Annotated in this window: 20 protein-coding genes; 10 read left to right on the top strand and 10 right to left on the bottom strand. The window is 73.1% G+C overall.

Annotated elements, in window-relative coordinates:
• The first annotated feature begins 44 nt into the window (after window positions 1–44).
• Genes IEX22_RS11745 through IEX22_RS11735 form a run of 3 tightly spaced genes read left to right on the top strand, consistent with a single transcriptional unit; the run spans window position 45 to window position 5,775 of the window.
• Window positions 45–2,114 carry a cellulose biosynthesis cyclic di-GMP-binding regulatory protein BcsB gene (locus tag IEX22_RS11745; protein ID WP_188668601.1) on the top strand — a complete coding sequence of 690 codons (2,070 nt, stop codon included), beginning with the start codon at window positions 45–47 and terminating at the stop codon, window positions 2,112–2,114.
• Complete coding sequence (locus IEX22_RS11740; RefSeq protein WP_188668600.1) at window positions 2,111–3,829, top strand: glycosyltransferase family protein; 1,719 nt, start codon at window positions 2,111–2,113, stop codon at window positions 3,827–3,829. Before IEX22_RS11745 ends, IEX22_RS11740 begins: the two co-directional genes overlap by 4 nt.
• Window positions 3,826–5,775 carry a glycosyltransferase gene (locus IEX22_RS11735; RefSeq protein WP_188668599.1) on the top strand — a complete coding sequence of 650 codons (1,950 nt, stop codon included), beginning with the start codon at window positions 3,826–3,828 and terminating at the stop codon, window positions 5,773–5,775. Before IEX22_RS11740 ends, IEX22_RS11735 begins: the two co-directional genes overlap by 4 nt.
• Before the next feature lie 13 nt (window positions 5,776–5,788).
• Here the strand turns inward: IEX22_RS11735 and IEX22_RS11730 are convergent, their stop codons facing one another.
• The 3 genes from IEX22_RS11730 to IEX22_RS11720 are packed head-to-tail and all read right to left on the bottom strand — an operon-like array spanning window position 5,789 to window position 8,595.
• Window positions 5,789–6,553, bottom strand: coding sequence for a class I SAM-dependent methyltransferase (locus IEX22_RS11730; protein ID WP_188668598.1), 765 nt, complete (start codon window positions 6,551–6,553; stop codon window positions 5,789–5,791).
• A 4-nt stretch (window positions 6,554–6,557) separates the two neighbouring features.
• Window positions 6,558–8,183: a putative bifunctional diguanylate cyclase/phosphodiesterase gene (locus tag IEX22_RS11725; RefSeq protein WP_188668597.1), complete on the bottom strand. Its 1,626-nt coding sequence runs from the start codon at window positions 8,181–8,183 to the stop codon at window positions 6,558–6,560.
• Window positions 8,173–8,595 (bottom strand): DUF7793 family protein, encoded by a 423-nt coding sequence (locus IEX22_RS11720; protein ID WP_229659985.1) that lies wholly within the window; start codon window positions 8,593–8,595, stop codon window positions 8,173–8,175. The genes IEX22_RS11725 and IEX22_RS11720 overlap by 11 nt, the downstream gene beginning before the upstream one ends.
• 231 nt (window positions 8,596–8,826) lie before the next feature.
• On the opposite strand from IEX22_RS11720, the gene IEX22_RS11715 reads away from it, so the two are divergent.
• The gene (locus IEX22_RS11715) at window positions 8,827–9,987 is read left to right on the top strand and encodes a GGDEF domain-containing protein (RefSeq protein WP_188668596.1); all 1,161 of its coding nucleotides are present in this window, start codon (window positions 8,827–8,829) and stop codon (window positions 9,985–9,987) included.
• Window positions 9,988–10,110: 123 nt separating this feature from the next.
• Here the strand turns inward: IEX22_RS11715 and pheT are convergent, their stop codons facing one another.
• Window positions 10,111–12,645 carry a phenylalanine--tRNA ligase subunit beta gene (gene pheT, locus IEX22_RS11710; RefSeq protein WP_188668595.1) on the bottom strand — a complete coding sequence of 845 codons (2,535 nt, stop codon included), beginning with the start codon at window positions 12,643–12,645 and terminating at the stop codon, window positions 10,111–10,113.
• On the bottom strand, window positions 12,645–13,742 hold the full coding sequence (gene pheS, locus IEX22_RS11705) for a phenylalanine--tRNA ligase subunit alpha (protein WP_188668594.1): 1,098 nt from the start codon (window positions 13,740–13,742) through the stop codon (window positions 12,645–12,647). Before pheS ends, pheT begins: the two co-directional genes overlap by 1 nt.
• A 371-nt stretch (window positions 13,743–14,113) precedes the next feature.
• Here pheS and IEX22_RS11700 point away from each other — a divergent pair, with 371 nt between their 5' ends.
• From IEX22_RS11700 to IEX22_RS11690, 3 genes are all read left to right on the top strand, one after another.
• The gene (locus tag IEX22_RS11700; protein WP_229659984.1) at window positions 14,114–14,590 is read left to right on the top strand and encodes a hypothetical protein; all 477 of its coding nucleotides are present in this window, start codon (window positions 14,114–14,116) and stop codon (window positions 14,588–14,590) included.
• A 17-nt stretch (window positions 14,591–14,607) separates the two neighbouring features.
• On the top strand, window positions 14,608–16,155 hold the full coding sequence (locus IEX22_RS11695) for a DUF5129 domain-containing protein (protein WP_188668593.1): 1,548 nt from the start codon (window positions 14,608–14,610) through the stop codon (window positions 16,153–16,155).
• 69 nt (window positions 16,156–16,224) lie between these two features.
• Complete coding sequence (locus tag IEX22_RS11690; RefSeq protein WP_188668592.1) at window positions 16,225–17,346, top strand: Rv2578c family radical SAM protein; 1,122 nt, start codon at window positions 16,225–16,227, stop codon at window positions 17,344–17,346.
• A 417-nt stretch (window positions 17,347–17,763) separates the two neighbouring features.
• On the opposite strand, the gene IEX22_RS11685 is transcribed toward IEX22_RS11690, so the two are convergent.
• Window positions 17,764–18,219: a (deoxy)nucleoside triphosphate pyrophosphohydrolase gene (locus IEX22_RS11685; RefSeq protein ID WP_188668591.1), complete on the bottom strand. Its 456-nt coding sequence runs from the start codon at window positions 18,217–18,219 to the stop codon at window positions 17,764–17,766.
• Window positions 18,220–18,252: 33 nt separating this feature from the next.
• Here IEX22_RS11685 and IEX22_RS11680 point away from each other — a divergent pair, with 33 nt between their 5' ends.
• Window positions 18,253–19,512: an MFS transporter gene (locus IEX22_RS11680; RefSeq protein ID WP_229659983.1), complete on the top strand. Its 1,260-nt coding sequence runs from the start codon at window positions 18,253–18,255 to the stop codon at window positions 19,510–19,512.
• Window positions 19,513–19,666: 154 nt separating this feature from the next.
• Window positions 19,667–21,244, top strand: coding sequence for an amino acid permease (locus IEX22_RS11675; protein WP_188668589.1), 1,578 nt, complete (start codon window positions 19,667–19,669; stop codon window positions 21,242–21,244).
• A gap of 100 nt (window positions 21,245–21,344) precedes the next feature.
• Here the strand turns inward: IEX22_RS11675 and IEX22_RS11670 are convergent, their stop codons facing one another.
• Window positions 21,345–22,322 (bottom strand): cation diffusion facilitator family transporter, encoded by a 978-nt coding sequence (locus IEX22_RS11670; RefSeq protein WP_188668588.1) that lies wholly within the window; start codon window positions 22,320–22,322, stop codon window positions 21,345–21,347.
• 170 nt (window positions 22,323–22,492) lie between these two features.
• Here IEX22_RS11670 and IEX22_RS11665 point away from each other — a divergent pair, with 170 nt between their 5' ends.
• Window positions 22,493–22,774, top strand: a complete 282-nt coding sequence (locus IEX22_RS11665) for a GlsB/YeaQ/YmgE family stress response membrane protein (protein ID WP_188668587.1) — start codon at window positions 22,493–22,495, stop codon at window positions 22,772–22,774.
• A 67-nt stretch (window positions 22,775–22,841) separates the two neighbouring features.
• On the opposite strand, the gene IEX22_RS11660 is transcribed toward IEX22_RS11665, so the two are convergent.
• The 3 genes from IEX22_RS11660 to rpmI all read right to left on the bottom strand — a co-directional run bounded on the left by IEX22_RS11660 (window position 22,842) and on the right by rpmI (window position 24,441).
• Window positions 22,842–23,696 carry a TrmH family RNA methyltransferase gene (locus tag IEX22_RS11660; protein ID WP_188668586.1) on the bottom strand — a complete coding sequence of 285 codons (855 nt, stop codon included), beginning with the start codon at window positions 23,694–23,696 and terminating at the stop codon, window positions 22,842–22,844.
• 92 nt (window positions 23,697–23,788) lie between these two features.
• A complete protein-coding gene (rplT, locus tag IEX22_RS11655; RefSeq protein ID WP_076704239.1) occupies window positions 23,789–24,175 on the bottom strand; it encodes a 50S ribosomal protein L20 in 387 nt (128 codons plus the stop codon).
• Between the two features lie 71 nt (window positions 24,176–24,246).
• The gene (gene rpmI, locus IEX22_RS11650) at window positions 24,247–24,441 is read right to left on the bottom strand and encodes a 50S ribosomal protein L35 (protein WP_188668585.1); all 195 of its coding nucleotides are present in this window, start codon (window positions 24,439–24,441) and stop codon (window positions 24,247–24,249) included.
• Between the last annotated feature and the right edge of the window lies 1 nt (window position 24,442).

Raw genomic sequence — 24,442 nt, 5'->3', positions numbered from 1 at the left:
GACGCCGTGCGTCGGGAGCCGGGCCGCTGCCCTACGCTGTGAGCATGGTCTCAGGTCTCGACCGGCGCGCCTCCGTGATGCCCGGAACCCGTTCGCGCCCGTTCCGTCGTCGGCGAGGCCCGGCCCTGCTGCTCGCGCTGGCACTGACCGGAGCGGCCTTCGCCGCCCCGACGCCGGCCCACGCGGCGCCGGGGACGCCGCCCATCACGGTGACGGGCGACGCCGTCGCCACGGCCGGGCAGGGCGCCGCGCAGGTGCGGGTTCCCGTGCCCGACGGCGTCCGTCCCACCCGACTGACCGGGACCCTCAGCTTCGCCGGGCAGGCCGCCGGCACCGCGACCGTCCGGGTCGCGGGACGCGACCTGCTCACCCGCAAGGGCCCCCAGTCCGGCCCGGTGAGTGCGGACCTGCGCCCGTCCGACGTCGCCGACGGCGCCGTGACGGTGAGCGTCTCGTACGCCACCGGCACCGGCAACGCGTTCTGCCCGGCCGGTGACGTCACCGACACCGCGACCCTGACCGGCGTGGAGGTCGCCGGCACGGGCAGCGAGACCGCTCCGACGTCGATCGCCACCTTCTTCGCCGCGGACGTGCCCGCCGTCGCCGTCGTCGTCCCGGACGAGACGGGCGACGGAGCGGCCGCCCGGTCCACCGCCGAGCCCGCGCTCGCCCTCGTCGCGGCGATGACGCACCGCTACCCCCGGGCCGCCGTCAGCGTCGTGCCCGCCGCCCGCGCGGCCGACACCACGGCCGGCCTGCCCCCGGGCAGCCGGGCGGTCCGGCTGCAACCCGGCGACGGGGACGCGGTCAGCCGCGTCGGGACCACCGGCACCGTGCCCACCCTGACCCTGTCCGGCGGCACCGAGAGCCTCACCGCCGCGGCCACGGCGCTGGGCCAGGACCGGGCCACCGCGCTGGCCTCCGGGGCCGAGGCCACCCGGCTCGAGGCCGCGCTGCCGGGCACCGGAGGCCTCACCCAGGACCTCGCGGGCCTCGGCGCCGAGACCGTTCGCCTCGCGGGCTACGGCCAGCACAGCCAGTACATCGGCGTCGACCAGAGCCGGTTCGGCGGCCCCGTCTCCGCCGTGACGGTCGACCTGACCGGCACCCACACCGCGGTGCCCGAGGGAGCCCGCGCCGACCTGTCGGTGTACTGGAACGACGCGCTGATCGACTCGCAGCGCCTCGGCGACGGGCACGATCTGCACGTGCGGGCGGAGGTGCCCGCGTCGGCCCTGCGCAGCGAGAACGGCCTGCGGCTCCAGCTGTCCGCGACCCCGCCCGGCGGCGCGTGCACCGCGACCGGCACGGCCCTGCCGATGCAGGTCTCCCTCGACCCGACCGCCAGCACCCTGACCGGCACGCGCGGCACCGCCACGGCCCCCGGGTTCGACCGGTTCCCCCAGGCCCTGGGCGCCGAGCTGCCCGTGGTGCTCGACGACGGCGCGACCACCGCGCAGAACGTCGCCGACGGCGCCGCCCTGATCGCGGCCCTGCAACGGAAGACCCCCACCCAGCTGCGCGTGAGCACCGTGTCGGCCGACGACTTCGCCGGCTCCTCGACCTCCGGGCTCGTGGTCGGCGCGACGGCCGCCACCGCCGAACGGCTGCGTGCCCCGCTCCGGCTGGCGCAGTTCCGCACCATCGGCGAACCCGGCGCCGGCTACGGCGCTTCCTCCGACGCCCCGTTCGCCGCGCTCGAGGCGTTCGAGCACGGTGACCGCCAGGTGCTGCTGCTCGGCGCGTGGTCGACCGACGACGCCGCCGGCCGGAGCCGCAGTGCCGCCCTGCGCGCGAGCCTGGCCCGGTACCCGGCCGGGCAGGACGCCGGCTGGAGCGCCCTGTCCCGCAACCTGCTGGTCACGGCGCCCGGCGCGGAGCCGGTCCTGCTGGACAGCAACGGGATCGTGCCCCAGGACGCGGTGACCGACGACTACGGCGTCTACGTCTGGTGGGCGGCCGGGATCGTGCTCGTGCTGCTGGCCGCCGCAGCGCTCGGGTGGGTCCGCGCCCGCCGGCGGAAGCGACGGGTCATCGCGTACGTCGACGCCGAACAGCGGCTCGACGCTGCCGAGCACGAGCGGGTCCGCGAGCGGAGCGAGCCGGACCGGTGACCGCCGCCGCCCCGCCGACCGGCGCGCACCCGGTCCTGGCCGCGCCGACGAACCCGCCCGCGGACCGCCACCGGGACCGGATCCGGCGGCTGCGCGACGCCGTCGCCGGCAGCACGGACGAGCGGCCACGCGGCCGGCAGGTGCCCGGGACCGCGGCCGTGCTGGTCCTCGCCGCCGTCGTCGGGCTCGCGGTCTGCGTCTACACGACGGGCAACGGCTCCAACCTCGCGTACTCGGACGCGCAGAGCCACCTGACCATCGCCCGGCGCCTGCTCGACAGCAAGGCACCCGGCTTCCAGCAGCTCGGCACCGTGTGGCTGCCGGTCCCCCACCTGCTGCTGGCCCCGTTCGTCCAGTCGCTGTGGCTGTTCAGCACCGGCTGGGCGGCGGCCCTGCTCGGCACCCTGGCCCTGATGGCGACGACGGCGGCCCTGTTCCGCACCGCGGCGCGGCTCGGCCTGAACCGGTGGGGCCGGTGGGCCGCCGTGCTCCTGCTGCTGACCAATCCGAGCGTGCTGTACACGTACACCACCGCGCTCACCGAGCCGGTGCTCATCATGGGCCTGACCGCGGGCACGGCCGGGCTGGCCCACTGGGCGGTCAGCCGCCGCCGCGTCAGCGCCGGGGAGCTGGCGGTGTTCGCCGGGATCCCGTCCGCCGGGGCGGTCCTCTCTCGCTACGAGGGGTGGGCCCTCGTGCTGACCGGCACGGTCGTCGTCGCGGTCATCACCTGGCGCCGCGCTCGCACCGTCCGGGAGACCGTCACGATGGCCGTCGCCTTCGCGGCGCTGCCCGCGGCCGCCGTCCTGTGGTGGCTGGCGTACAACTGGGGTGTCTACGGCAACCCGCTCGAGTTCATGTTCGGGCAGTACTCCGCCTACGCGCAGCAGAGCGGCATCTCCACGTCGGGCCTGCTGACCACGAAGGGCAACCTCGGGCTCACCCTGTGGACCTACCACTGGTCGCTGCTCGAGACGGCCGGGACGGCCGTGCTCGTGGCGGCCCTGGCCGGCGCCGTCGTGGCCGCGTTCCGTTGGCGGCTCGGCACCGAGACTCTGCTCCTCGCCGTGGCGGGCAGTGCCTGGGCGTTCTCCCTGGTCAGCCTCTACCTCGGGCAGACCGCCATCAACAACGACCACTCGCTGCCGACGACGTGGTGGAACAACAGGTTTGCGCTGACGGCGATGCCGCTCGTCGCCCTCGGCGTCGCCACCGCCGTCGACGCCCTCACCCGGCGGGCCCGGTGGCGGCTGGTCGCCGTCCCGGCCGTCCTCGCCCTGCTGATCGGGCAGAACGCGTGGTTCCTCGCCGACCTCGGAGGCCGCTCCGCGATCGTCGCCGAGGGCGAGATGTCGGCGGCGTCGACGACCAACTCGACGGCCGCCGCCCGCTGGCTGCACGCGCACTACGACGGCGGCGGGATCCTCATGGACGAGAGCGCGCGCGGCAACGCGATCCTGCCCACGCTGGGCATCCCCCTGCGGGAGATCGACAACCGGGCCGCCGGCGGGTCGTTCGAGCGGGCGCTGGCCGACCCCGCGGCGCACGACCGGTGGATCCTGGTCAACGTCGAGGGCGCCGGCGCGAAGGCCGACACGGGCCCCTCCGATCTGGTCTTCCGGGCCATCGACGCCCGCCCCGACTTCGGGGTGCAGTACCGGCTGGTGTTCCGCACCGCGACCCACTGCGTGTACGAGCGGGTGGAGGCCCGATGACGACGACGGTGCCCGGACCCGCGCCCGACGGCCGGCGGGTCAAGCAGCTGGGCCGCGCCCTCGTGGACGACGGGCTGATCACCGAGGACCAGCTGGCCACCGCGCTGGCGGCGGCGAGGCGCGAGGGCGGGCTGCTGGGGCGGCACATCCTCCTGCACACCCCGATCACCCGACGCCAGATGTACGGCGCGCTCGCCGCCCAGTGGGACGCGCCGCTGGTCGACCTGGTCTCGGACCCGCCGGACCCGGACCTGCTCACCGGCCTCGAGCGGGACGTGTGGACCGACCTCGGCTGGCTGCCGTGGCGCCTGACGGACGGCACGCTGACCGTCGCCACCGCGGTCCCGCCGACCCCCGCGCTGACCGCCGAGGCCGCCGACCGCTTCGGCGCGTCGACGGTGCACTTCCGCACCACCACCGACTGGGACATCAACCAGACCGTGCAGCGCTCCTTCCGCGCCCGCCTGCTGTACGACTCGGCGGAGCGACTGGCGACGGAGAAGCCGCACGAGTCCGCGCGGGTGGCCCTCACCCGGTGGCAGTCGCTCCTGCCCGCCGCGCTGGTCCTCCTCCTGGTCGCGCTGTTCGTCTGGGACGTGCGCACCGCCGTCATCGTCCTGCTCACCGTCGCCAACGCGGTGTTCCTCGTCAACATCGGCTTCAAGACGCTGGCCAGCCTGCGCCAGCCGTGGGACGTGTGGCAGAGCCGGCGGTGGAGGACCGCGGTCGACGCCGAGCGGGCCCGGCGCGGCCTGCCGAAGGAGACCGGGGTGCGGGTTCCCGACGACGAGCTGCCGGTCTACACGATCCTCGTGCCCGTGTTCCGCGAGGCGAACATCGTGCAGAAGCTGCTGACCAACCTCGGAGCGCTGGACTACCCGAAGTCCAGGCTCGACGTCCTCGTCCTGCTCGAGGAGGACGACGTCGAGACCATCGCGGCGGCCAAGGCGTCCGCTCCCCCGGAATACGTGCGCATCCTCGTCGTCCCCCGCGGCGACCCGCAGACGAAGCCGCGGGCCTGCAACTACGGGCTCACCTTCGCCCGCGGTGAGTTCGTCGTCATCTACGACGCCGAGGACCGGCCCGACCCGGATCAGCTGCGCGTGGCCATCGACGCGTTCCGGTTCGCGGAGCGGCAGCGCGCCACCGTCGATCCCGGCGCGAAGCCCCTGATCTGCGTGCAGGCGTCGTTGAACTACTTCAACGCGGAGCAGAACGTGCTGACCCGCATGTTCGCCGTCGAGTACTCCCACTGGTTCGACTCGATGCTGCCCGGGCTCGAGGCGTCGCACATCCCGCTGCCGCTGGGAGGCACGTCGAACCACTTCCGCACGGAGGAGCTGCGCGCCCTCGGGGCGTGGGACCCGTGGAACGTGACGGAGGACGCGGACCTCGGGTTGCGGGCCTCCGTCGAGGGCTTCCGGGTGGGCGTGATCGACTCGACCACCTGGGAGGAGGCGTGCTCGCAGGTACCCGCGTGGATCCGGCAGCGCACCCGGTGGATCAAGGGCTACATGATCACCTCGGCCGTCAACACCCGCAACGCCGTCCGGTTCGTCCGGCACACCGGCGTGATGGGGGCCGTCGGGTTCGTCGGGTTGATCCTGGGCACCCCGCTGGCGTTCCTCGCCTACCCGCTGGTGCTGGGCTTCACCGTCGTGACCTACGTCGGGGTGCGGTTCATCGGCCTCTACCTGCCGGAGTGGCTCGTCCAGGGTGGCGTCGTCTCGATGCTGTTCGGCAACGCCATGATGATCGTCGTCTCGGGCATCGCCGCGTGGCGGCGTTACAACTGGCGGGTGGCGATCTTCGCCCTGCTCAACCCCGCGTACTGGGTGCTGCACTCGGTCGCCGCCTGGCGTGCCGCCTGGCAGATGCTCACCACCCCGCACCGCTGGGAGAAGACGCCGCACGGCCTCGACGAGGAGGAGTGGGACACGGCCTGACGGGCCGGCATGTTCAGCGGCGGGGCTGCAGGACCGCCCAGTAGGCGTCGACCTCGGAGCCGCCGGCCAGCCCGAGCCGAGCCGGCCCGTCCGCGAGCAGGTCCCAGTCCGGGGCCGGGAACAGCGCGGCGCGTTCGGCGGGCCCCACGTGCCCGGGCCGCGGCAGGGTCCGGATGGCCTGGGCGAGCGGGCCGGGGATGCCGCCGGCGCCCGCGCCGGCGGCGGTCAGGTAGTCCAGCGGACCCCCGCCCACGTTCGTCTCTGCCAGGTAGAGCCGCCCGCTGCCCCCCAGCAGGATCCGGATCGCGGCGACCAGCGCGCGCTGCTGCGTGGCCGCGAGCACGTGCAGGACACCGCGGACGACGACGTGGCAGTCCCCCAGCTCGGCGTGCAGCGCGGCGGCGGTGGCCGGGTCGGTCAGGTCGGCCGTCTCGAAACGGGCCACGCCGGGGTGGGTGCGGCGGGCGAGCGCGATGGCGTCGGGAGCGACGTCGACCCCGATCGTCGGCGCGTGGGTGCGAGCCAGCGCCGCCGTCAGCCAGCCGGTGCCACAGCCGACGTCGAGCACGGCCGGCCCGGGCCCGACCCAGGGGGCGACGCGCTCGAGGTGCTCCTGCGCCTCCGCGTCGACGCGGCCCTCCCAGAGCACCGGCTCGGTCAGCTCGCCGTCGGCGATGCCGGCCCAGAACCGCGTCCAGGCACCGTCCCGGTTCCGGGACGCGCGAGGACGCAGGCGGGCAACACGCGCGATCAGGCGCAGCCGGTCGGGCAGGCGCACCCGGTCAGGCCCACCGCGCGTCGTCGGCGGCGGCAGCCAGCTGGCGCGCACCCGTGAGGTACTCCCGCATGGTCTCCGCCGGCACGGGACGACTGAAGTAGTACCCCTGCGCGTACTCGCACCGCAGGCTGCGCAGCAGGTCGGCCTGCCCGCGCTCCTCCACGCCCTCCGCCACGGCACCCATGCCGGCCGTGTGGATCAGGTCGAGGATCGCGCTCACGAACTGGCGCTGCTGGTCCTCGACGAGCAGGCCCTGGGTCAGCGACCGGTCGATCTTGGCGTTCTCCGCGGGGAGGGACTGCAGGTAACTGATCGAGGAGTAACCCGTCCCGAAGTCGTCGATCTCCAGCGGGATCCCGATGGCGCGCAGCGCCTCCATGTTCCGGTCGACGACATCGCCGCGGGTGACGAGCAACGACTCGGTGATCTCCAGGGTCAGCCGCCAGCCCTCGACGCCCTGCTCCTGCAGCAGACGGGTCGCGAACGCGGCGAGATCGCCGTGCCGCAGTTCCGAGGGCGAGATGTTCACGTGCACGCGGAAGTTCTCCGGCAGCTCGAGTTCGCGCGTCCAGCGCCCCACCTGCCCGACGACGTTGCCGAGCATCCATCGCCCGAGCTCGACCATCAGGCCGCCCTCCTCGGCGGCGTCCAGGAACGCGTCGGGGGCCAGCAGCCCGCGTTCGGGGTGCCGCCACCGCACCAGCGCCTCCGCGCCGGCCACCCGATCCGTGCGCAGGTCCACGATGGGCTGGTAGAACGCCTCGAGCTGGTCCGCGGCCAGGGCGCGGCGCAGTTCGGAGACCAGGTGCATCCGTTCCCGCGCGGCCTGGTGCATCGCGGGGGTGAAGATGGAGACTCCGCCCTTGCCCTCGCTCTTCGCCTGGTTCATGGCGGTGTCGGCGTCGCGCAGCAGGTCCTCCACCGGGATCCCGGCGCCGCCGCACCGGACGCCGGCGGTCGCCTCGACGCCGACGTGGAGCGGGCCGATCATCACGCGTTCCTCGAGCACCTCGAGGGCGCGCCGCGCGACGGCGAGGGCCGCGTCGACACCGCCCTCGGGCACCATGATGGCGAACTCGTCGCCGCCGAGCCGGGCCACCAGCTGCCCGGGCTGGACCACCCCCCGCAGCCGGTTCGCCACGTGCAGCAGCACGGCGTCACCCACGGAATGGCCCAGGCTGTCGTTGATCAGCCGGAAGTCGTCGAGGTCGAGGACGACGAGGGCGGGATCCGCGGTCGCCGACCCGTACACGGCCTCGCCGAGGCGCTCCAACAGGAGCCGCCGGCTGGCCAGCCCCGTCAGGTCGTCCGTGTCGACCAGCCGCTGCAGCTCCGCGCGGGCCCGCTGCAGTTCGATGGTGCGCTCGGCGACCCGGTTCTCCAGGTCCGCGTAGATCGACTGCAGCTCGTCGGCGAGCAGGTTGATGCCGACCGTGAGCGCGTCGATCTCGTCGCGGGCGTCCGAGACGGGCAGCCGCGCGCCGAGGTCGCCGGAGGAGATCCGCACGATGCCGTCGACGAGCGCGTCGAGGCGACCGTTGCCCGGGTCCGCGGCGTTGCCCGGGTCCGCGGCGTCGCCCGGGTCCGCGGCGTCGCCCGGGTCCGCGGTGTTGCCCGAGTCAGCGGTCATGTCCGGCGTCCTTCGACCGGTCGACGGTCGCGAGCAGCCAGCCCTGCGCCTGGTCCGCCTCCCGGAAGAACCGGGTGGGCACGGGCGCGGAGTTGAGGCCGAGGAAGAAGTTGGCGAGCACCCGGTCCACGGCCGAGGCGCCCAGCAGGGCGATGGCGGCCGCGGCGCACCGCTTGGTGAAGACCTGGCGGGCGGCCCGGTCCACCGAGGCGGTTCCCGCCATGTGGATCAGCAGCGGCGTCGGCCTCGTCCCGCACTGCGCGTTGACCAGGTCCATGGCGTGCTGCGCGCGGGGACCGTCGATCGCGACCCCGTCGCGCCACACCAGGTGCAGCACGCCGGCGTCGTCGAAGGACAGGCTGGTGATCCCGGTGTCCGAGCCGGGCGTGCCGTCAGCGGATCGTTCCGTCATCGTTCACCTCGTTCCGTCGCGTCGTCCCGCGAATTCCGCGCGCGGGCCAGGCTGGTCCCACACCCGTGGAGCATATCGTGAGCGCGACCGCCACGAGCGGTGAGGACCGCCTCACCTGCGACGTCGGCGTTTCGCGCTTGGTGTGTCGCACCACCGTCTGGAATGATCGATGATCGGCCGACTGTCGCGGCCGTGATGGGTGCGGTTCTGGGGGCCGCCGGTGGAGGTCTCATGCTGCAGCTCGACACGATGACGATGATGGTCGTCCTCGCCGCCGTCTCGTTCGCCAAGCTGCTCATCTTCTATCTCGACTCCTACCGCCGGACCCGCACCGATGTGGCCCGCTGGTGGTGCGCATCGGTCGCCTGCTTCTGCGCGGCGTCGGTCTGCTACACGATCGGCCAGGCCGAGGGCGTGAGCTGGCTGATGTCCGTGGGTAGCGGTGTGATGGCGGTCGCGGCCGGCTGCATGTGGATCGGAGCCCGCCGGATGCGTGGCCGTCCCGCCCTGGTGTGGCCCCTGTTCGTCGTCGGCGCGCTCACCACCGTGGTCTCCCTGGCCGGCCGCAGCGTCGGCGACACCGCACCCGGGCAGGCCGCCTGGCTGACCGCCATGGGCGTCGCCATCGCCGCCGCGGCCGTCGAACTGCGGGTGCGGCACTCGTCCCAGTGGCGCGACGTGCGGTCCTTCGCCATCATGGCCGCCCTCGCCGCCGGCTACTTCCTGGCCCGCGCCGTCGGCGTGCTCCTGCTCGGCCCCCGCGACCCGCTGTTCCTGTCGCTGTTCGGCAACGGCGTGTCGTTCCTGGTCGCGATCCTCCTGCTGGTGTCCGCGACCTCGTCCATGACCGCGTTGAACAACGCCCAGCGCACGGCGCAGCTGCGGGAGCAGGCGACCCTGGACGGGCTCACCGGGCTGCTCAACCGCACCCGGTTCATCGAGCAGGCGGAGGCACTGCTGCGCCGCTCCCGGGACAGCAACACCGTCTGCTCGGTGGTGATGGCGGACCTGGACCGATTCAAGGCGATCAACGACGAGTTCGGCCACATCACCGGCGACGCCGTGCTGCAGGCCTTCGGGGACGCGTGCCGGATGACGGTGCGCACCTCCGATCTCGTCGGCCGGTACGGCGGCGAGGAGTTCATCATGCTGCTGCCGTCCTCGACCGCGTCGGAGGCGGTGCGGGTGGCCGACCGCATCAACGTCGTGCTCGCCGAGACCGGCCCCCTGCGTGGTACCGGCCGGATGGCGACGGCGAGCTTCGGCATCGCCGACACCTCCGGCGGGTGTGCGGGGCTGACGGACCTGATCGCGCGTGCCGACCGGGCGCTGTACGCGGCGAAGGACCAGGGCCGCAACCGGACCATGATCGGCGACGGCCAGGCCGCCTGACCCGACCCCCCTCCTCCGCCGCTCCACCGCAGCTCGTCAATAGATGCACGAAAACCCCGGAAATCCGGGGTTTTCGTGCATCTATTGACGACCTGGCGATGGGGACAGGGTCGGGCGCGCGAGTCAGCGCTGGGCGGCGCCGAACCGGTCGGCCGCGACGGCGACGGCGGCGGCGCGGGCCGCCGACGCCTCGTCCGCGGTCAGCGTCCGGTCCGGGGCACGGAACCGCAGCGTGAACGCCAGGGACTTCCTGCCCTGCCCCACGGCGTCGCCCGTGTACACGTCGAACAGGTCGATCGACTCGAGCAGCTCCCCGGCGCCCTCGGTCAGCGCCTCCCGCAACTGACCCGCCGTGACGCCGTCCTCGACGACGAGCGCGACGTCCTGCGTGGCCATCGGGTACGTGGAGAGCGCGCCGGCCGTGACCAGGTCCGGGGCAGCGGCGTACAGCGCGTCCAGGTCCAGTTCGGCCGCGACCGTCCGCGCCGGCAGGTCGGACGCGGCGAGCAGCTGCGGATGCAGCTCTCCCGCCCACCCGACCGGCGTGCCGTCGGGCAGGCTCAGCGCGGCGGTCCGGCCCGGATGGAACGCCTGGTGCCGGCCGGCGGTCACGGTCAGCTCGACGCCGACGACCTGGGCGGCCAGCAGCGCCGCGTCCAGGGCGTCGGCCCAGTCGAACACGCGCGCGTGCTTGCCGGTGCCCGGCTCGTGCCCCGTGAGCACGACACCCAGGTGCGCCGGCTGGGCGGGCAGGCCCGCCTGCAGGTCGGCGAGCACCGCCGGCTCCGGCAGCGCCCCGATCGGCGGCACGCTCGCGGAGCCGTGCTGCCCCGCCGGCAGGAACACGGCCCCGGTCTCGAACAGGGCCAGGTCCCGGAAACCGCGGGAGACGTTGCGCCGGGTGGTGTCGAGCAGCCCGGGCAGCATCGACGTGCGCAGCCACGCCTGCTCGGCGCTGATCGGGTTGGCCAGCCGGACGGTGTCCTGCTCCTGCCCGGGCACCGGCACCCCGAAGGTGGCGTTGGCCCGCTCGCTGACGAACGGGTAGCTGAGCACCTCGGTCAGCCCGGCCGCGGCGAGCGAGGTCGCGAGCCGACGGCGCTGCTGCTGGACCCGGGTGAAGCCGCGGCCCGGCGGGGCGACGGGCAGCCGGGACGGGATGTTCTCGTACCCGTCGAGCCGGGCGACCTCCTCGGCCAGGTCGGCCGGGATGGCCAGGTCGGGCCGCCAGGACGGGGGCAGCACCCGCCAGCCGGAGACGCCGTGCGCGTCGTCGTCGGTCACGATGGCGCCGAGCTCGGTGAGGCGGCCGGTGACGGTCGCGTCGTCGTAGGCGCGGCCGATCAGCCGGTCGACGAACCCGCGGGGCAGGAAGATCTCGGTCGCCTCGACCGGGATCCGCTCGTCGGTCAGCTCGCTGGTGGCGGTACCGCCGGCGAGGTCGACCAGCAGGTCCACGACGCGCTGCGCCGCCGCCGCCGCGACCTCCGGGTCGACGCCGCGCTCGAACCGCTTGGCCGCCTCGGAGGGCAGCTTGTGCCGGCGCCGGGTGCGGGCGATGCTGACCGGGTCGAAGGTGGCGGCCTCGATCAGGACGTCGACCGTCGCGCCGGAGCACTCCGTCGACGCCCCGCCCATCACCCCGGCCAGGCCGATCGGCCCGGACTCGTCGGTGATCAGCAGGTCCTCGGGGTCCAGCGTGCGCACCTTGTCGTCGAGGGTGCGCAGGGTCTCCCCCGCGCGCGCCCGCCGGACGGTGATGTCGCCGGTGACCGTGGCGGCGTCGTAGGTGTGGATCGGCTGCCCGAGCTCGAACATCACGTAGTTGGCGATGTCGACGGTCAGGGAGATGGACCGCACGCCGCACAGCCGCAGCCGGGAGGCCATCCACGGCGGGGTCGGCCGGGTCGGGTCGATGCCGGTGACCCGGCGGGTGAGGAACCGCCGGGCGCCGGGCTCGCCGTGGATGGGGGCGTCGTCGGCCAGGTGCACGCCGATGCCGCCGCCCACCCGGGTCGGCGGGACCGGCAGGGTGGCCGGGTCGGTGAAGGAGGTTCCGGTGGCGTGCGCGTACTCCCGGGCGACGCCGCGGATGGAGAAGCAGTACCCGCGGTCCGGGGTCACGTTGATCTCGGCGGCCTCATCGGTGACGCCGAGCAGCGTCAGCGCGTCGGTGCCGACCTCGGGGTCCAGGCCGAGGGAGGAGAGCACGAGGATGCCGTCGTGGTCCTCCCCGATGCCGAGCTCGCGCACCGAGGCGATCATGCCGTCGGAGATGTGCCCGTAGGTCCTGCGGGCGGCGATCCGGAAGTCCCCGGGCAGCACCGCGCCGGGCAGGGTCACGACGACCTTGTCTCCGGGCACGAAGTTGTGGGCGCCGCACACGATGCCCCGCACGTCCGCGCCGCCGTCGGCGGCCTGCTGCCCCTCGGGGGCGACCCGCACCTGGCACCAGTTGATGGTCTTGCCGTTGGAGTGCGGCTCCTTCTCGGCGGTGAGCACCTGGCCGACGACGACGGGGCCGTGCAGCGCGTCGGAGGGACGGTGGACGTCCTCCTCCTCGAGGCCGACGGTGACGAGGTCCGCCATCACGTCCTCGGCGGTGGCCCCGGCGGGGACGTCGGCGTACTCACGCAGCCATGACAGGGGAATGCGCATCAGATCTCCATCCCGAATTGCTCACTGAACCGGACGTCGCCCTCGATCATGTCGTGCATGTCGGGCACGCCGTTGCGGAACATCAGCGCCCGCTCGATGCCCATGCCGAACGCGAAACCGGAGTACTCGTCCGGGTCGATCCCGGCGGCGCGCAGGACGTTGGGGTTGACGACGCCGCAGCCGCCCCACTCGATCCAGCGGGCGCCGCCCTTGGCGCCGGGGTGCCACACGTCCATCTCGGCGCTGGGCTCGGTGAACGGGAAGAAGGCCGGGCGCAGCCGGATCCTCGCCTCCGCGCCGAACATCTGCCGGGCGAAGTGCTCGAGGGTGCCCTTCAGGTCCGCCATGGACAGGCCCTTGTCGATGGCCAGGCCCTCGAACTGGTGGAACACGGGGGTGTGCGTCGCGTCGAGCTCGTCGGTGCGGTACACGCGGCCCGGGCACAGCACGTAGAGGGGAAGGTCCCGTTCCAGCATCGACCGGACCTGGACCGGTGACGTGTGGGTGCGCAGCACGAGGTTCGCCTCGGGCGGGTCGACGAAGAAGGTGTCCTGCATCTCGCGGGCCGGGTGGTCCGGCGCGAAGTTGAGGGCGTCGAAGTTGAACCACGCGGACTCGACCTCGGGGCCCTCCGCGATCTCCCAGCCCATGCCGACGAAGATGTCGCTGACCGCCTCGATCTGGGTGGAGATGGGGTGCCGGCCACCGGCACGGCGTCGGCGGGGGGCGGCGGTGACGTCCACGGCCTCCTCGACGAGGATGCGCTCCTCCCGCTCGGCCTCCAGCACGGTGGTGCGCTGGGCGATGGCCTGGTTGACGAGGCCCCGGGCCGGGCCGACGAGCTTGCCGGCGACGGCCTTGTCCGCCTTCTCCAGCGAGCCGATGCGCCGGTTGGCGAGGGCCAGCGGGGACCGCTCGCCCGTGTGCGCGATCCGCACGGCCTTCAGCTCGTCCAGGTCGGCGGCGCCGGCGACGGCGGCCAGCGCCGCGTTCACGACGGCGTCGACGGCATCCCGATCCGTGGGGTCGGGAACCACCGGCTCGGGCACAGCCGGCTCGACGGGCACGGCGTCGTCCGTCTCGGTCGTCTCAGGCATGATGCAAAGTCCTCGCGCGTCCTCGGCAGTGGTGTTCAGCAATGGGGTTCGGCAGTACTGGTGCGGCCTTCGGCCGCCGGTGGTGCGCCGTCGATCCGGCACCCGTCACGCGGCGATGAAGGCCCAGACCAGTCTAGGCCAGCGCCGTCGAGCCCCCGGGACCGTGACCTCCCCGGGACACCGGTGGGCACACGGTCGCCGGCTGCTCACTGGTCAGTTGCCGCCGGTTCCGGACGCCCCTGACGGCGAGAACGGTCGGGGAGTGACCAGTGAACCTGGCGGATCCTCTCCGGGCCGGGCCGGGCGGACGGGCGCCGGGGTGCCGTCCGGGCCGGGACGGGCCGGGCCGGGCCGGGCCTAGGATGACCGCCATGACGCGAGGCAGGACGACGGACCTGACGCGCCGGCAGCGGCTCCGCCGGGCGGCGAACTGGGTGAACCTGTCGACGCCGCTGGGCCTCGGCGTCGCGGCACTCACCGGCACCCCGGTGCGACGCGGGCCGCACGGGCTGTACGTGGGCACCGGATATCGGCCTCCCCTGCCGGTGGCCGGCGCCTTCACCGTGGGCAACGTCGTGCTGGTGCGCGGCCGGGCGCCGGGCGACCTGCCGCTGACCGCCGCCCTCTCCCCCGACCTGCTGCGGCACGAGGCCGCCCACGCCACCCAGTACGCGGCGCTGCTCGGGCTGCCGTTCCTGCCCGCCTACGCCCTCGCCGCCGCGTGGTCACTGCTGCGCACCGGGGACCCGGCGTCCCGCAACGTGTTCGAGCGTCGCGCGGGCCTGCGGCTCGGCGGGTACCGGGAGCGGCCCGTCCGGACCCTGCGCGCCTCCCGCCGGCGCGGCTGACGTGGCACGCTGAGGGCATGACGGACCTCGGCCGTGTCCCCACCGGCTCCGCCCCCGCTCGTCCACGACGCCGACCCCACCGGCCGGCCGGTGCGGGGGGCCGCCGCCTGCTGCGGGCGGCCCTGATGCTGCTCACCCTCGCCCTGGTTGCCGGGCCCACCGCGCCGGGCCTCCCGTCCGCGCGGGCACTGGCCTCCGGCGACCTGGTCGTCGAGGACACGGCGGGGGTGCTGTACCGGCCCCAGCTGGAACGGGACCTGCGGGACGTCGACTTCTACCAGCCGACCCGGGTGGCGGTCTACACCGTGCGCGGGACGTCGTCCGGCAATCTCAACGAGCAGACCCTGGCCTTCGCCCGGAAGCAGCACCCCGAGTGGATCAGCGACGACGGGCAGAAGTGGGCCGACGGCTGGTTCATCCTCGCGGTCGACCCGCAGGGGCGGCACGTGGGCACGTACACCGGCGAGGACCGGAAGCTCTCCGAGGACGAGCAGGCCGACGTGCAGGAGGCCACGAAGGACCTGTTCCGGCAGGCGCAGTGGACGGACGGAACCGTCGCCGGCGTGGTCAAGGCCGCGGCGTTGATCGAACGGCCCTGGTACCGCAACCCGGGCCTGATCGTCCTCGGGGTCGCCGCCGTCGTCGTCGCCCTCGGCGCCCTGGTGGCTCGGGCCGTCGCCCGGGCCGGACGCCGGCGCCGGTTCGAGGAGGCGCTGGCCCGCGGGAACGACTCCTACGCCTCCGTGACCCGGGACCTGGAGGTCACCGAACTGCACGCCAACACCATCCCGGCGTCGTCACGCCACGGATCCCGCATGCTGGAGCGGTGGAGCTCCTTCCTGGACGACTACCACGGCCTGACGACGGTCAGGTCCCGGCTCGACGGGCTGTCCCCTCGGGACCGAGCCCGGAAGGAGCAGGTCTCCGCCGCCCAGGACTACGAGCGCGGGATCGTCCGGCTCGACGGGCTGGACGACGCCATCGCCGACGCCAATGCCCTGCTCAATCACGACGGCGGCTGGGAGGCGGCGTGGCAGCGGCAGAGCGGGGAACTGCTCGGGCAGCTCGACGAGGCCGAGGCGATGATCGACACGCCGGAGACCGCGGGATCGGAGGAGTCGCGCGGCGCGATCCGGGCGCTCGCCCGCCGGGTCCGCGCCGACGTCGAGACGTGGGCCGCGGGACTGCGCGACGGGTCGCTGACCGGTGACGACGCCCTGGACCGGCTGGCCGCCGCCCAGCGCGACCTCGGCACGCGCCTGGACGTCCACGCCGACGCCGTCATCAGCGACCGCACCCGCGACGAGAAGGAGGCCGACCTGATGCGTTCCGCCCTGGAGGACAGCCGGCGCGGCCGCGGTCCCCAGCGGCGCAGCTCCAGCATCGTCCGGTACAGCACCGCGGACCTGCGCGGCTTCCCCGTCTGGATGTACGTGGCCGGCCTCCACGCCGGCCAGAGTTCCGTCGACCACGCGCGCAGTTCGTCCTCCTCCGGCGGCAGCACCACCGGGTACGGCGCATCCGGCGGCAGCTTCTCCGGCTCGGGCAGCTCGTCCAGCTTCTGAGCGGGAACGGGCGCGCCGCGACACGGCTCCTGCTTGCGCGCTCATTCGAACGTGTGTTCGAATGAGCGCATGCGCTGGGACGGACAGACGATCGCGGCCGACGCGGCAGCCGTCGAGGCCGCGCGGTCGCCTGGGCGGGCCGGGGCCGACGCCGTGCCCGCCCCCGCGCTGCTGCCGCTCGCGGGCCTGCAGCGGTCGGTGCGCACGCCGGAGTTCGCGGGCATCACGTTCCACGAGGTGCATGCGAAGAGCCTGCTCAACCACGTCCCGGCGACGTCGGCCATGCCGTTCGCCTGGACCATCAATCCCTACCGCGGCTGCTCCCACGCCTGCGTGTACTGCTTCGCCCGCAAGACGCACACCTACCTGGACCTGGACGCCGGGCCGGACTTCGACAGTCAGCTCGTCGTCAAGGTCAACGCCGTCGAGGTGTTGCACGCCGAGGTGCGCCGCCGGTCCTGGGCGCGCCCGCACGTGGCGCTGGGCACCAACACGGACCCGTACCAGCGGGCCGAGGGGCGCTACCGGTTGATGCCCGGCATCATCCGCGAGCTCGCCGGCTCCGGCACCCCGTTCTCCATCCTGACCAAGGGCACGCTGCTGGCCCGGGACCTGCCGCTACTGACCGCTGCGGCGACGGACGTCCCGGTCGGGGTGGGCATCTCCCTGGCCATGGTCGACCCGGCGCTGCAGCGGCGCGTCGAACCGGGGACGCCGACGCCGGCCGCCCGGCTCGATCTGATCCGTCGGCTGGGCGACGCCGGACTGCCGTGCGGCGTGATGGCGATGCCGATCCTGCCCTGGCTGACCGACACGGACGAGGCACTGGACACGCTGTTCGGCGCGCTCGCGGCGGCGGGCGCGAGCGGGGTCACCGCCGGCGCGCTGCACCTGCGCCCGGGCGCACGCGAGTGGTGGTTCAGCTGGCTCGCCGCCGAACACCCGCAACTCGTGGGCCGGTACCGCCGGCTCTACGGCAACGGCACGTATGCGAGCAAGGACTACACCACCTGGCTGGCCGGCCGGCTCCGCTACTTCCGGCGTCGGCACGGCCTGGGCTCATCCGCCCGGTTCTTCCGGAACGAGCCCGAGTCGGCGGTCGCCGCCGGTGCCGACGGCGACCGCCGACCGCACGACGCCGCATCGGCGTCGTCCGCGTTGTCAGCGCCCGAGCAGCCGGTGCTGTTCTGAACCGCTTTGAGGCGCCACCTCGCTGAGACAGCCGGTTCCGCCCGAGAGCGGGGCTCGCCACTGCTGAGTTAGCGGGTTCCGCCCGAAAGCGCGCCCGTCCACCGCTGACTTAGCGGGTTCCGCCCGAAAGCAGGGCTCTCTGAGCACCCCTTTCGGGCACGAACCGCTAACTCACGGATGGACCACCCACCGGCCGGCATCGCCACGACGCCGCCGACTCCGTCCATCGCTGAGTTAGCCGGTTCCGCCCGAAAGCGCGCCCTTCCACCGCTGAGTTAGCCGGTTCCGCCCGAGAGCGGGGCTCTTTGAGCACACAATTCGGGCGTCAACCGCTAACTCACGGATAGAGATTCCGAAGCCGGACGAACAGCCCACGGACAGCCGCCGGGCGGCCGGACAGCCACGGCGGCCCGACGCCTACTGAGCGACGCGCAGGGCGGTGAGCCGCCGCAGCAGGGCCTCGACGATCGGCAGGTCGGCCGGGATCCAGGGCAGCGCGGTGACGGCGGCGGGGTCGTCGACGTCCACCCAGCGCAGCTCGTCGTGGTCCTGCAGCGCCCGGGGCACGTCGTCGGTCGTCGCGATCCACACCCGCATCGTGGCGGTCCCGGTGAGGGGCCAACCGTCCTCGAGCGGACCCGGCAGCTCCTCGTGCAGCACGACGTCGATACCCAGTTCCTCGTCGAGCTCGCGGACGAGCGCGACGTCCCCGGTCTCCCCGGGTTCGACCTTGCCGCCGGGGAACTCCCACCGCCCCGCGAGCGCCGGCGGCGCCGTGCGGCGAGCCGCCAGCAGGCGGCGCGGCGACGCGGCGTCGTCGACCAGTGCCGCCCCGACCACCCGGGTACGGTGAGGTCGCTCACGATCGGTCATGGCGCCAGTGTAGGGCGACCTAGAATGCTGCCGGTGACCCCGCCAGCTCCGCAGAGCGCCGACCAGACCACCGCCTCCCCCGCTCCCCGCACCGGATCCCATCCCGTGGTCCGTGCGCCGCAGCCGCGAGTCCTGCGCAACGCGATCCTCGCCCTCGCGGTGGGCGGCTTCGGCATCGGCGTCACCGAGTTCGCCATGATGGGCCTGCTGCAGAACGTCGCCGACGACATGGCGGTGAGCATCTCCGACGCCGGTCACGTCATCTCCGCGTACGCCCTCGGCGTCGTCGTCGGCGCTCCCGTTCTCGCCACCCTGGGCACGAGGATCCCCCGCAAGCACCTGGCCGTCTGGCTGATGGTGCTGTTCACCGTGGGCAACCTGAGCGCGTTCTTCGCCCCCACCTACCCGTGGCTCGTCGTCACCCGCTTCATCGCCGGGCTTCCCCACGGGGCCTACTTCGGCGTCGCCGCCCTGATCGCGGCGTCGCTCGCGCCGGCCACGCGCCGCGCCCACGCCATCGCGATGGTGATGATGGGCCTGTCCGTCGCCAACGTGATCGGGGTGCCCATCGCCACCTGGCTCGGCCAGGCGCTCGGGTGGCGGACGATGTTCGTGTTCGTCGCCGCGATCGGCGCCCTCGCCGTCGTGCTCATCGCCCGGATCGTGCCGTTCCTGCCCGCGGACCCGAACGCGAGCCCGCTGCGCGAGCTCGGCGCCCTGCGCCGGCCGCAGGTGTGGTACGCCCTGCTCACCGGCGTCGTCGGCTTCGGCGGCTTCTTCGCCATGTACTCCTACATCGGGCCGATCATGACGACGGTGACCGGGCTCGACGCCGCCTGGCTCCCGCTCGTCGTGGGCCTCTACGGGCTCGGCATGGTGCTCGGCAACCTGGTCGGCGGACGGCTGGCCGATCGGTCCGTGGTCGGCGGCATCGTGCTGGGCCTGATCGTGACGTGCGCCCTGCTGGCCGTGTTCGCGGTGCTGGTCCACTGGCCCGTGCCCGCCCTGCTCATGGTCTTGCTGATCGGCGCGAGCGGCTCGGTCCTCGTGCCCGGTCTGCAGGCGCGGTTGATGGACGTCGCCGCCGACGCCCAGACCCTGGCCGCGGCGCTGAACCACTCGGCCCTGAACATCGCGAACGCCCTGGGCGCCTTCCTCGGCGGCGTGGTGATCTCCCTCGGGCTGGGACTGGTCGCCCCCATCGTGATGGGCGCGATCCTCGCCGCCGCCGGCCTGCCCGTCATCGGGCTGAGCGTGCTGCGGCAGCGCCGACGCGGCAGCGCGACCGCCTGAGGGCGCGCACCGCCGGTACGCGCGCGACGGCCGAATTCACCCCGCGGAAACGCGTCGCACTTTCGCCGCGCTGGCGACGGGACTAGCGTGGGCGCCATTCCGCGGCCGGGTCGGCTCGTCCGGCGGCTCATCACCACGACGAGGAGGCAGCACCATGGTTGATCGACCTCAGGCCGACCGGCACCACGACTTCGCCGATTCCCTCGAGAACCAACGGGAACTCACCGGCGACGCCCTGATGTCGGTCCGCGACTTCAGCAGCGAGGAGGAGGGTTACCACAAGACCCTCTCGCCCCGGCAGATCCAGATGATCGCCATCGGCGGCGCCATCGGCACCGGCCTGTTCATGGGCGCCGGCGGCCGGCTCGCCAGTTCCGGTCCCGCCCTCGTGCTCGTGTACTTGGTGTGCGGGTTCTTCGCATTCCTCATCCTGCGGGCGCTGGGCGAACTCGTCCTGCACCGCCCGTCGTCGGGCTCGTTCGTCTCCTACGCCCGCGAGTTCTACGGCGAGAAGATGGCGTACGCCGCCGGTTGGCTGTACTGGCTGAACTGGGCGTTCACCTCCGTCGTGGACACCACCGCCGTCGCCCTCTACGTCAAGTTCTGGGCCCAGTACTGGTCCCCGCTGCAGTCCGTCCCGCAGTGGGCGATCGCCCTGGTCGCGCTCATCGTCGTGCTCGCGCTCAATCTCGTGTCGGTGCGCATGTTCGGCGAGATGGAGTTCTGGTTCGCCCTGATCAAGGTGGCCGCACTGGTCGCGTTCCTCGTCATCGGCATCATCTTCCTGGTCTCGGGCGCACGGACGGACGTCGGGGCGACCGGCTTCTCGATCTGGAACGACAACGCCGGGTTCTTCCCCGTCGGCAGCGTCGCCCCGCTGCTGGCCGTGAGCGGCGTCGTGTTCGCCTACGCCGCCATCGAGCTGGTCGGCATCGCCGCGGGCGAGACGGAGAAGCCGCGGGAGGTCATGCCCCGGGCCGTGAACACGGTCATCTTCCGGATCGCGATCTTCTACGTCGGCTCGGTGCTGCTGCTGTCCCTGCTGCTGCCGTTCACGTCGTACCAGGCGGGCGTCTCGCCCTTCGTGACGTTCTTCTCGCACATCGGCAACCCCGAGGCCGGCGTGATCTCCGCGTCGGTGATGAACTTCGTGGTGCTGACCGCGGCCCTGTCCAGCCTGAACGCCGGGCTGTACTCGACCGGCCGCATCCTGCGGTCGATGTCCCTGAACGGCTCCGCCCCGAAGTTCACGGCGGCGATGAGCTCGCACGGCGTGCCCTACGGCGGCATCCTGCTGACGGCGGTCGTGACGCTGCTCGGCGTCGGGCTCAACGCGCTGGTGCCGTCCCAGGCGTTCGAGATCGTCCTGGAGATCTCGGCGCTGGGCATCATCGGCGGGTGGGCCACGATCATGCTGTGCCAGATGAAGCTGCATCGCCTCGCCCGCGCCGGGCTGCTCGAGCGGCCCTCGTTCCGCCTCTTCGGGGCCCCGTTCACGGCCTGGTTGACCCTGGCGTTCCTGCTCTTCGTGCTCGTGACGATGGGCTTCTCGGAGACCGGGCGCTGGGTGCTCGCCTCCGTCATCGTGCTCATCCCGCTGCTGGTGCTCGGCTGGTATCGCGCCCGCGACGGCATCTACGCCGCCGCCGCCGAACGGGAGGGCGTCACCGGGCGCCACCCGGTGCTGGCCAACCGTCCCGCGGTCGATCGCAACCGGCGGCCGGAGGCCTGACCTGCCGGGAGACCGGACACGAGGGAGGACGCGTTGCCACGGCGGCGCGTCCTCCCTCTAATGATTGTGACCGTCCGTTTCGCGGCCACGGACTTCCGCGTCAGGGAGCGGCGGGCGCCTCGCCCGACGCCACCGCGCTGGCTCCGGTGTCGCGGCCACCGTCCGGGGTGTGCTGGATGTCCGGTTCCAGGTAGATCACCCGGGCGATCGGGACGGCCTCGCGGATCCGCACCTCGGCGGCATCGATCTCGGCCGCGACCTCCGCGCCGGTGGCGGACGCGGCGACCCCGATCTTGGCGGCCACCAGCAGCTCCTCCGGACCCAGGTGCATGGTCTTGAGGTGGATGATCCGGGTGGCGTCGTCCGCCTCGATGGCGCGCTCGATCGCGGCGACGTCCTCCCGGCTGGCGGATTCGCCCAGCAGCAGGGACTTCGTCTCGACGGCGAGGACGACGGCGACGGCGACGAGCAGCAGGCCGATCAGGGCGGTCCCGGCCGCGTCCCACAGCCCGTTGCCGGTCAGCAGCGTCAGGCTCACGCCGCCGAGGGCGAACACCAGGCCGAGCAGCGCGGCGGTGTCCTCGAGCAGGATCACCGGCAGTTCCGGCGCCTTCGCGGTCCGGATGAACGCCCACCACGAGCGGTCGCCGCGGGTGTGGTTCGACTCGCGGACCGCGACGGAGAAGGAGCGGCCCTCGGCGATGATGGCGCCGACGAGGACGGCGAGCGGCACCCACCACCACGGGCCCTCGATCGGGTGCGGGTCGTGAGCCTTCTCGTACGCCTCGAACAGCGCGAACAGACCGCCGACGCTGAACAGGATGATGGAGACGATGAAGGCGTAGAGGTACCGCTCGCGGCCGTAGCCGAAGGGGTGCTGCGGGCTCGCCTGCCGGGCGGCGCGCTTGCCGCCGATCAGCAGCAGGACCTGGTTGCCGGAGTCGGCGACCGAGTGGATGGCCTCGGCCAGCATCGACGACGACCGGGTCAGCAGCCAGGCCAGCAGCTTGAGCGCGGCGATGGTCAGGTTGGCGACGAGCGCCGCGATGATGGCCGTGTTTCCACCCTTGGTGGACATGGAGTGCTCCTTGTGGGTCCCGTGATGAGCGGCTGCGTCCGCGTTCTCCGGCGCGTCGAGAGGGAGCGTAACTCATCACGTCGGGCGCGCCGCGTTGGGCGGATACCCTCAGTATGATTAGCGTTGGGGCGTCACACCCGCATCAGAACTATAGTTCGGAGGCTAACAATATGATCGGCAACATCATCGCGTGGATCATCATCGGCCTGCTGGCCGGCGCCATCGCCAAGCTCATCCTTCCCGGCCGTCAGGGCGGTGGCTGGATCGCCACCCTGGTTCTCGGCCTGGTCGGTGCGCTGCTCGGTGGCTGGATCGGCAGCGCGTTGGGCTTCGCGCCCAACCAGCAGGCGTTCTCCTGGGCGACGCTCATCTGGGCCATCATCGGCGGTGTCATCGTCGCCTTCATCTGGCAGTGGATCCAGGGTCGGCGGGGCGCAGGCACCCGTCGCTGACGACACGTCCACACACGTAGAACGGCCCGGGCCACATGGCCCGGGCCGTTCTGCGTGTCGGGGTGCGTCAGCGACGCTGGGCGCGCGCCGACGCGTAGAGACACACCGTGGCCGCCGTGCCGACGTTCAGGCTCTCGGCCGCGCCGTACACCGGCACCCGGACCCGCGCGTCGGCCGCGGTCAGCTCCTCCTCGGCCAGGCCGTGCGCCTCGTTGCCGAACAGCCACGCGGTCGGCGCCTCCAGTCGCGGCCCGGTCCCCTCGTCGTCGGGGGCCGAACCGGCCAGGCGCCGGGCCGCCGAGGCGTCCTGGAGCGCATCCAGGTCCGCGTCGCCGTGGCCGTCCGCCGCGAGGACGGCCACGCCGGCCTCCCGCAACCGCACCGCGAGGTCCGCGAAGGGCACCCCCAGCACCACCGGCAGGTGAAACAAGGAGCCGACGGTGGAGCGGACGGCCTTCGGGTTGTAGAGGTCGACGCTGCCGTGGGTGAGGATCACCGCGTCCGCGCCGGCCGAGTCGGCGGCGCGCAGGACGGTGCCCGCGTTGCCGGGGTCCCGCACCTGGCACAGGACGGCGATCAGGCGCGGTGAACCCGCCAGCACGTCGTCCAGGCCGACGTCGAGCATCCGGCACACGGCCACGACCCCCTGCGGGGTGACGGTGTCGCTCATGGCGGCGAGCACGTCGGCCGTCACGCGCCGCAGGGTCACGCCGTCGGTGGGCTCGGCCAGCTCGGGGTGGCGCGCCAGCGCCTCGTCGGTGGCGAAGACCTGCTCGACGGTGGGGGTACCGGACCGGTGCCGGCGCAACGCCTCGCGCACGGCCTGCGGCCCCTCCGCGAGGAACGACCGCCGCTTCGAACGCGCGGAGCGCCCGGCCAGTCGCGCCACGTCCCTGACCCGGTCTGCTCCGGGGTGGGACATGACGGCGCTGTCCGGGCGCTCCGTCGGCGGGGGTGGCGTGAGACGGTCCGGCGTGCTGCCGGGGCCTCGTTCCGCCCGCGAGATGGGGTGCCTCAGGCCGCGGTGGCCGGCGCCGACGTGTCGGCGGGCAGGGCGTCCTTGGCGAGCGCGACGAGCGCCGTGAAGGCCGCCTCGTCGTTCACCGCGAGTTCGGCGAGCATGCGGCGATCGACCTCGATCTCCGCCAGGCGCAGGCCCTGGATGAAGCGGTTGTAAGTGATGCCGTTCGCGCGAGCCGCCGCGTTGATGCGCTGGATCCACAGCCGGCGGAAGTCACCCTTCCGGGCACGACGGTCCCGGTAGCTGTAGGTGAACGACTTGGTGACCTGCTCCTTGGCCTTCCGGTACAGGCGGGACCGCTGACCGCGGTAGCCGCTCGCCCGGTCCAGGGTCTCCCGGCGCTTCTTGTGGGCGTTGACCGCCCGCTTCACACGTGCCACGTGCTTACTCCTTCAGATCTGTGGTGAGGACGAACCCCACCGAGAATGGTGGTCTCGAGCGGGTCTGACGGTCAGAGACCCAGCATCCGCTTGATGGTCCTGGTGTCCGCTGCCGACACGTCCTTGTCCGCGGACAGGCGCCGGGTCAGGGTGCTGGGCTTGCGCTCGAAGTTGTGGCGCATGTTGGATTGCTGGCGGCGCAGCTTGCCGCTGCCGGTGACCTTGAATCGCTTCTTGGCCCCGCTGTGGGTCTTCTGCTTCGGCATC

It is taken from the genome of Tersicoccus solisilvae, assembly GCF_014643255.1.
Lineage (GTDB): Bacteria > Actinomycetota > Actinomycetes > Actinomycetales > Micrococcaceae > Tersicoccus > Tersicoccus solisilvae.
This window is presented reverse-complemented; position numbering and strand designations above follow the sequence as displayed.

Bases quoted from the DNA above. Each gene is read 5' to 3' on its own strand.
- IEX22_RS11735 (WP_188668599.1), top strand. From the start codon at position 3,826: ATGACGACGACGGTGCCCGGACCCGCGCCCGACGGCCGGCGGGTCAAG.
- IEX22_RS11695 (WP_188668593.1), top strand. From the start codon at position 14,608: ATGACGGACCTCGGCCGTGTCCCCACCGGCTCCGCCCCCGCTCGTCCA.
- IEX22_RS11675 (WP_188668589.1), top strand. From the start codon at position 19,667: ATGGTTGATCGACCTCAGGCCGACCGGCACCACGACTTCGCCGATTCC.
- IEX22_RS11720 (WP_229659985.1), bottom strand. From the start codon at position 8,595: ATGACGGAACGATCCGCTGACGGCACGCCCGGCTCGGACACCGGGATC.
- rpmI (WP_188668585.1), bottom strand. From the start codon at position 24,441: ATGCCGAAGCAGAAGACCCACAGCGGGGCCAAGAAGCGATTCAAGGTC.
- IEX22_RS11725 (WP_188668597.1), bottom strand. From the start codon at position 8,183: ATGACCGCTGACTCGGGCAACACCGCGGACCCGGGCGACGCCGCGGAC.
- pheT (WP_188668595.1), bottom strand. From the start codon at position 12,645: ATGCGCATTCCCCTGTCATGGCTGCGTGAGTACGCCGACGTCCCCGCC.
- IEX22_RS11715 (WP_188668596.1), top strand. From the start codon at position 8,827: ATGCTGCAGCTCGACACGATGACGATGATGGTCGTCCTCGCCGCCGTC.
- IEX22_RS11660 (WP_188668586.1), bottom strand. From the start codon at position 23,696: ATGTCCCACCCCGGAGCAGACCGGGTCAGGGACGTGGCGCGACTGGCC.
- pheS (WP_188668594.1), bottom strand. From the start codon at position 13,742: ATGCCTGAGACGACCGAGACGGACGACGCCGTGCCCGTCGAGCCGGCT.
- IEX22_RS11685 (WP_188668591.1), bottom strand. From the start codon at position 18,219: ATGACCGATCGTGAGCGACCTCACCGTACCCGGGTGGTCGGGGCGGCA.
- IEX22_RS11745 (WP_188668601.1), top strand. From the start codon at position 45: ATGGTCTCAGGTCTCGACCGGCGCGCCTCCGTGATGCCCGGAACCCGT.
- IEX22_RS11670 (WP_188668588.1), bottom strand. From the start codon at position 22,322: ATGTCCACCAAGGGTGGAAACACGGCCATCATCGCGGCGCTCGTCGCC.
- IEX22_RS11700 (WP_229659984.1), top strand. From the start codon at position 14,114: ATGACGCGAGGCAGGACGACGGACCTGACGCGCCGGCAGCGGCTCCGC.
- IEX22_RS11665 (WP_188668587.1), top strand. From the start codon at position 22,493: ATGATCGGCAACATCATCGCGTGGATCATCATCGGCCTGCTGGCCGGC.
- IEX22_RS11690 (WP_188668592.1), top strand. From the start codon at position 16,225: ATGCGCTGGGACGGACAGACGATCGCGGCCGACGCGGCAGCCGTCGAG.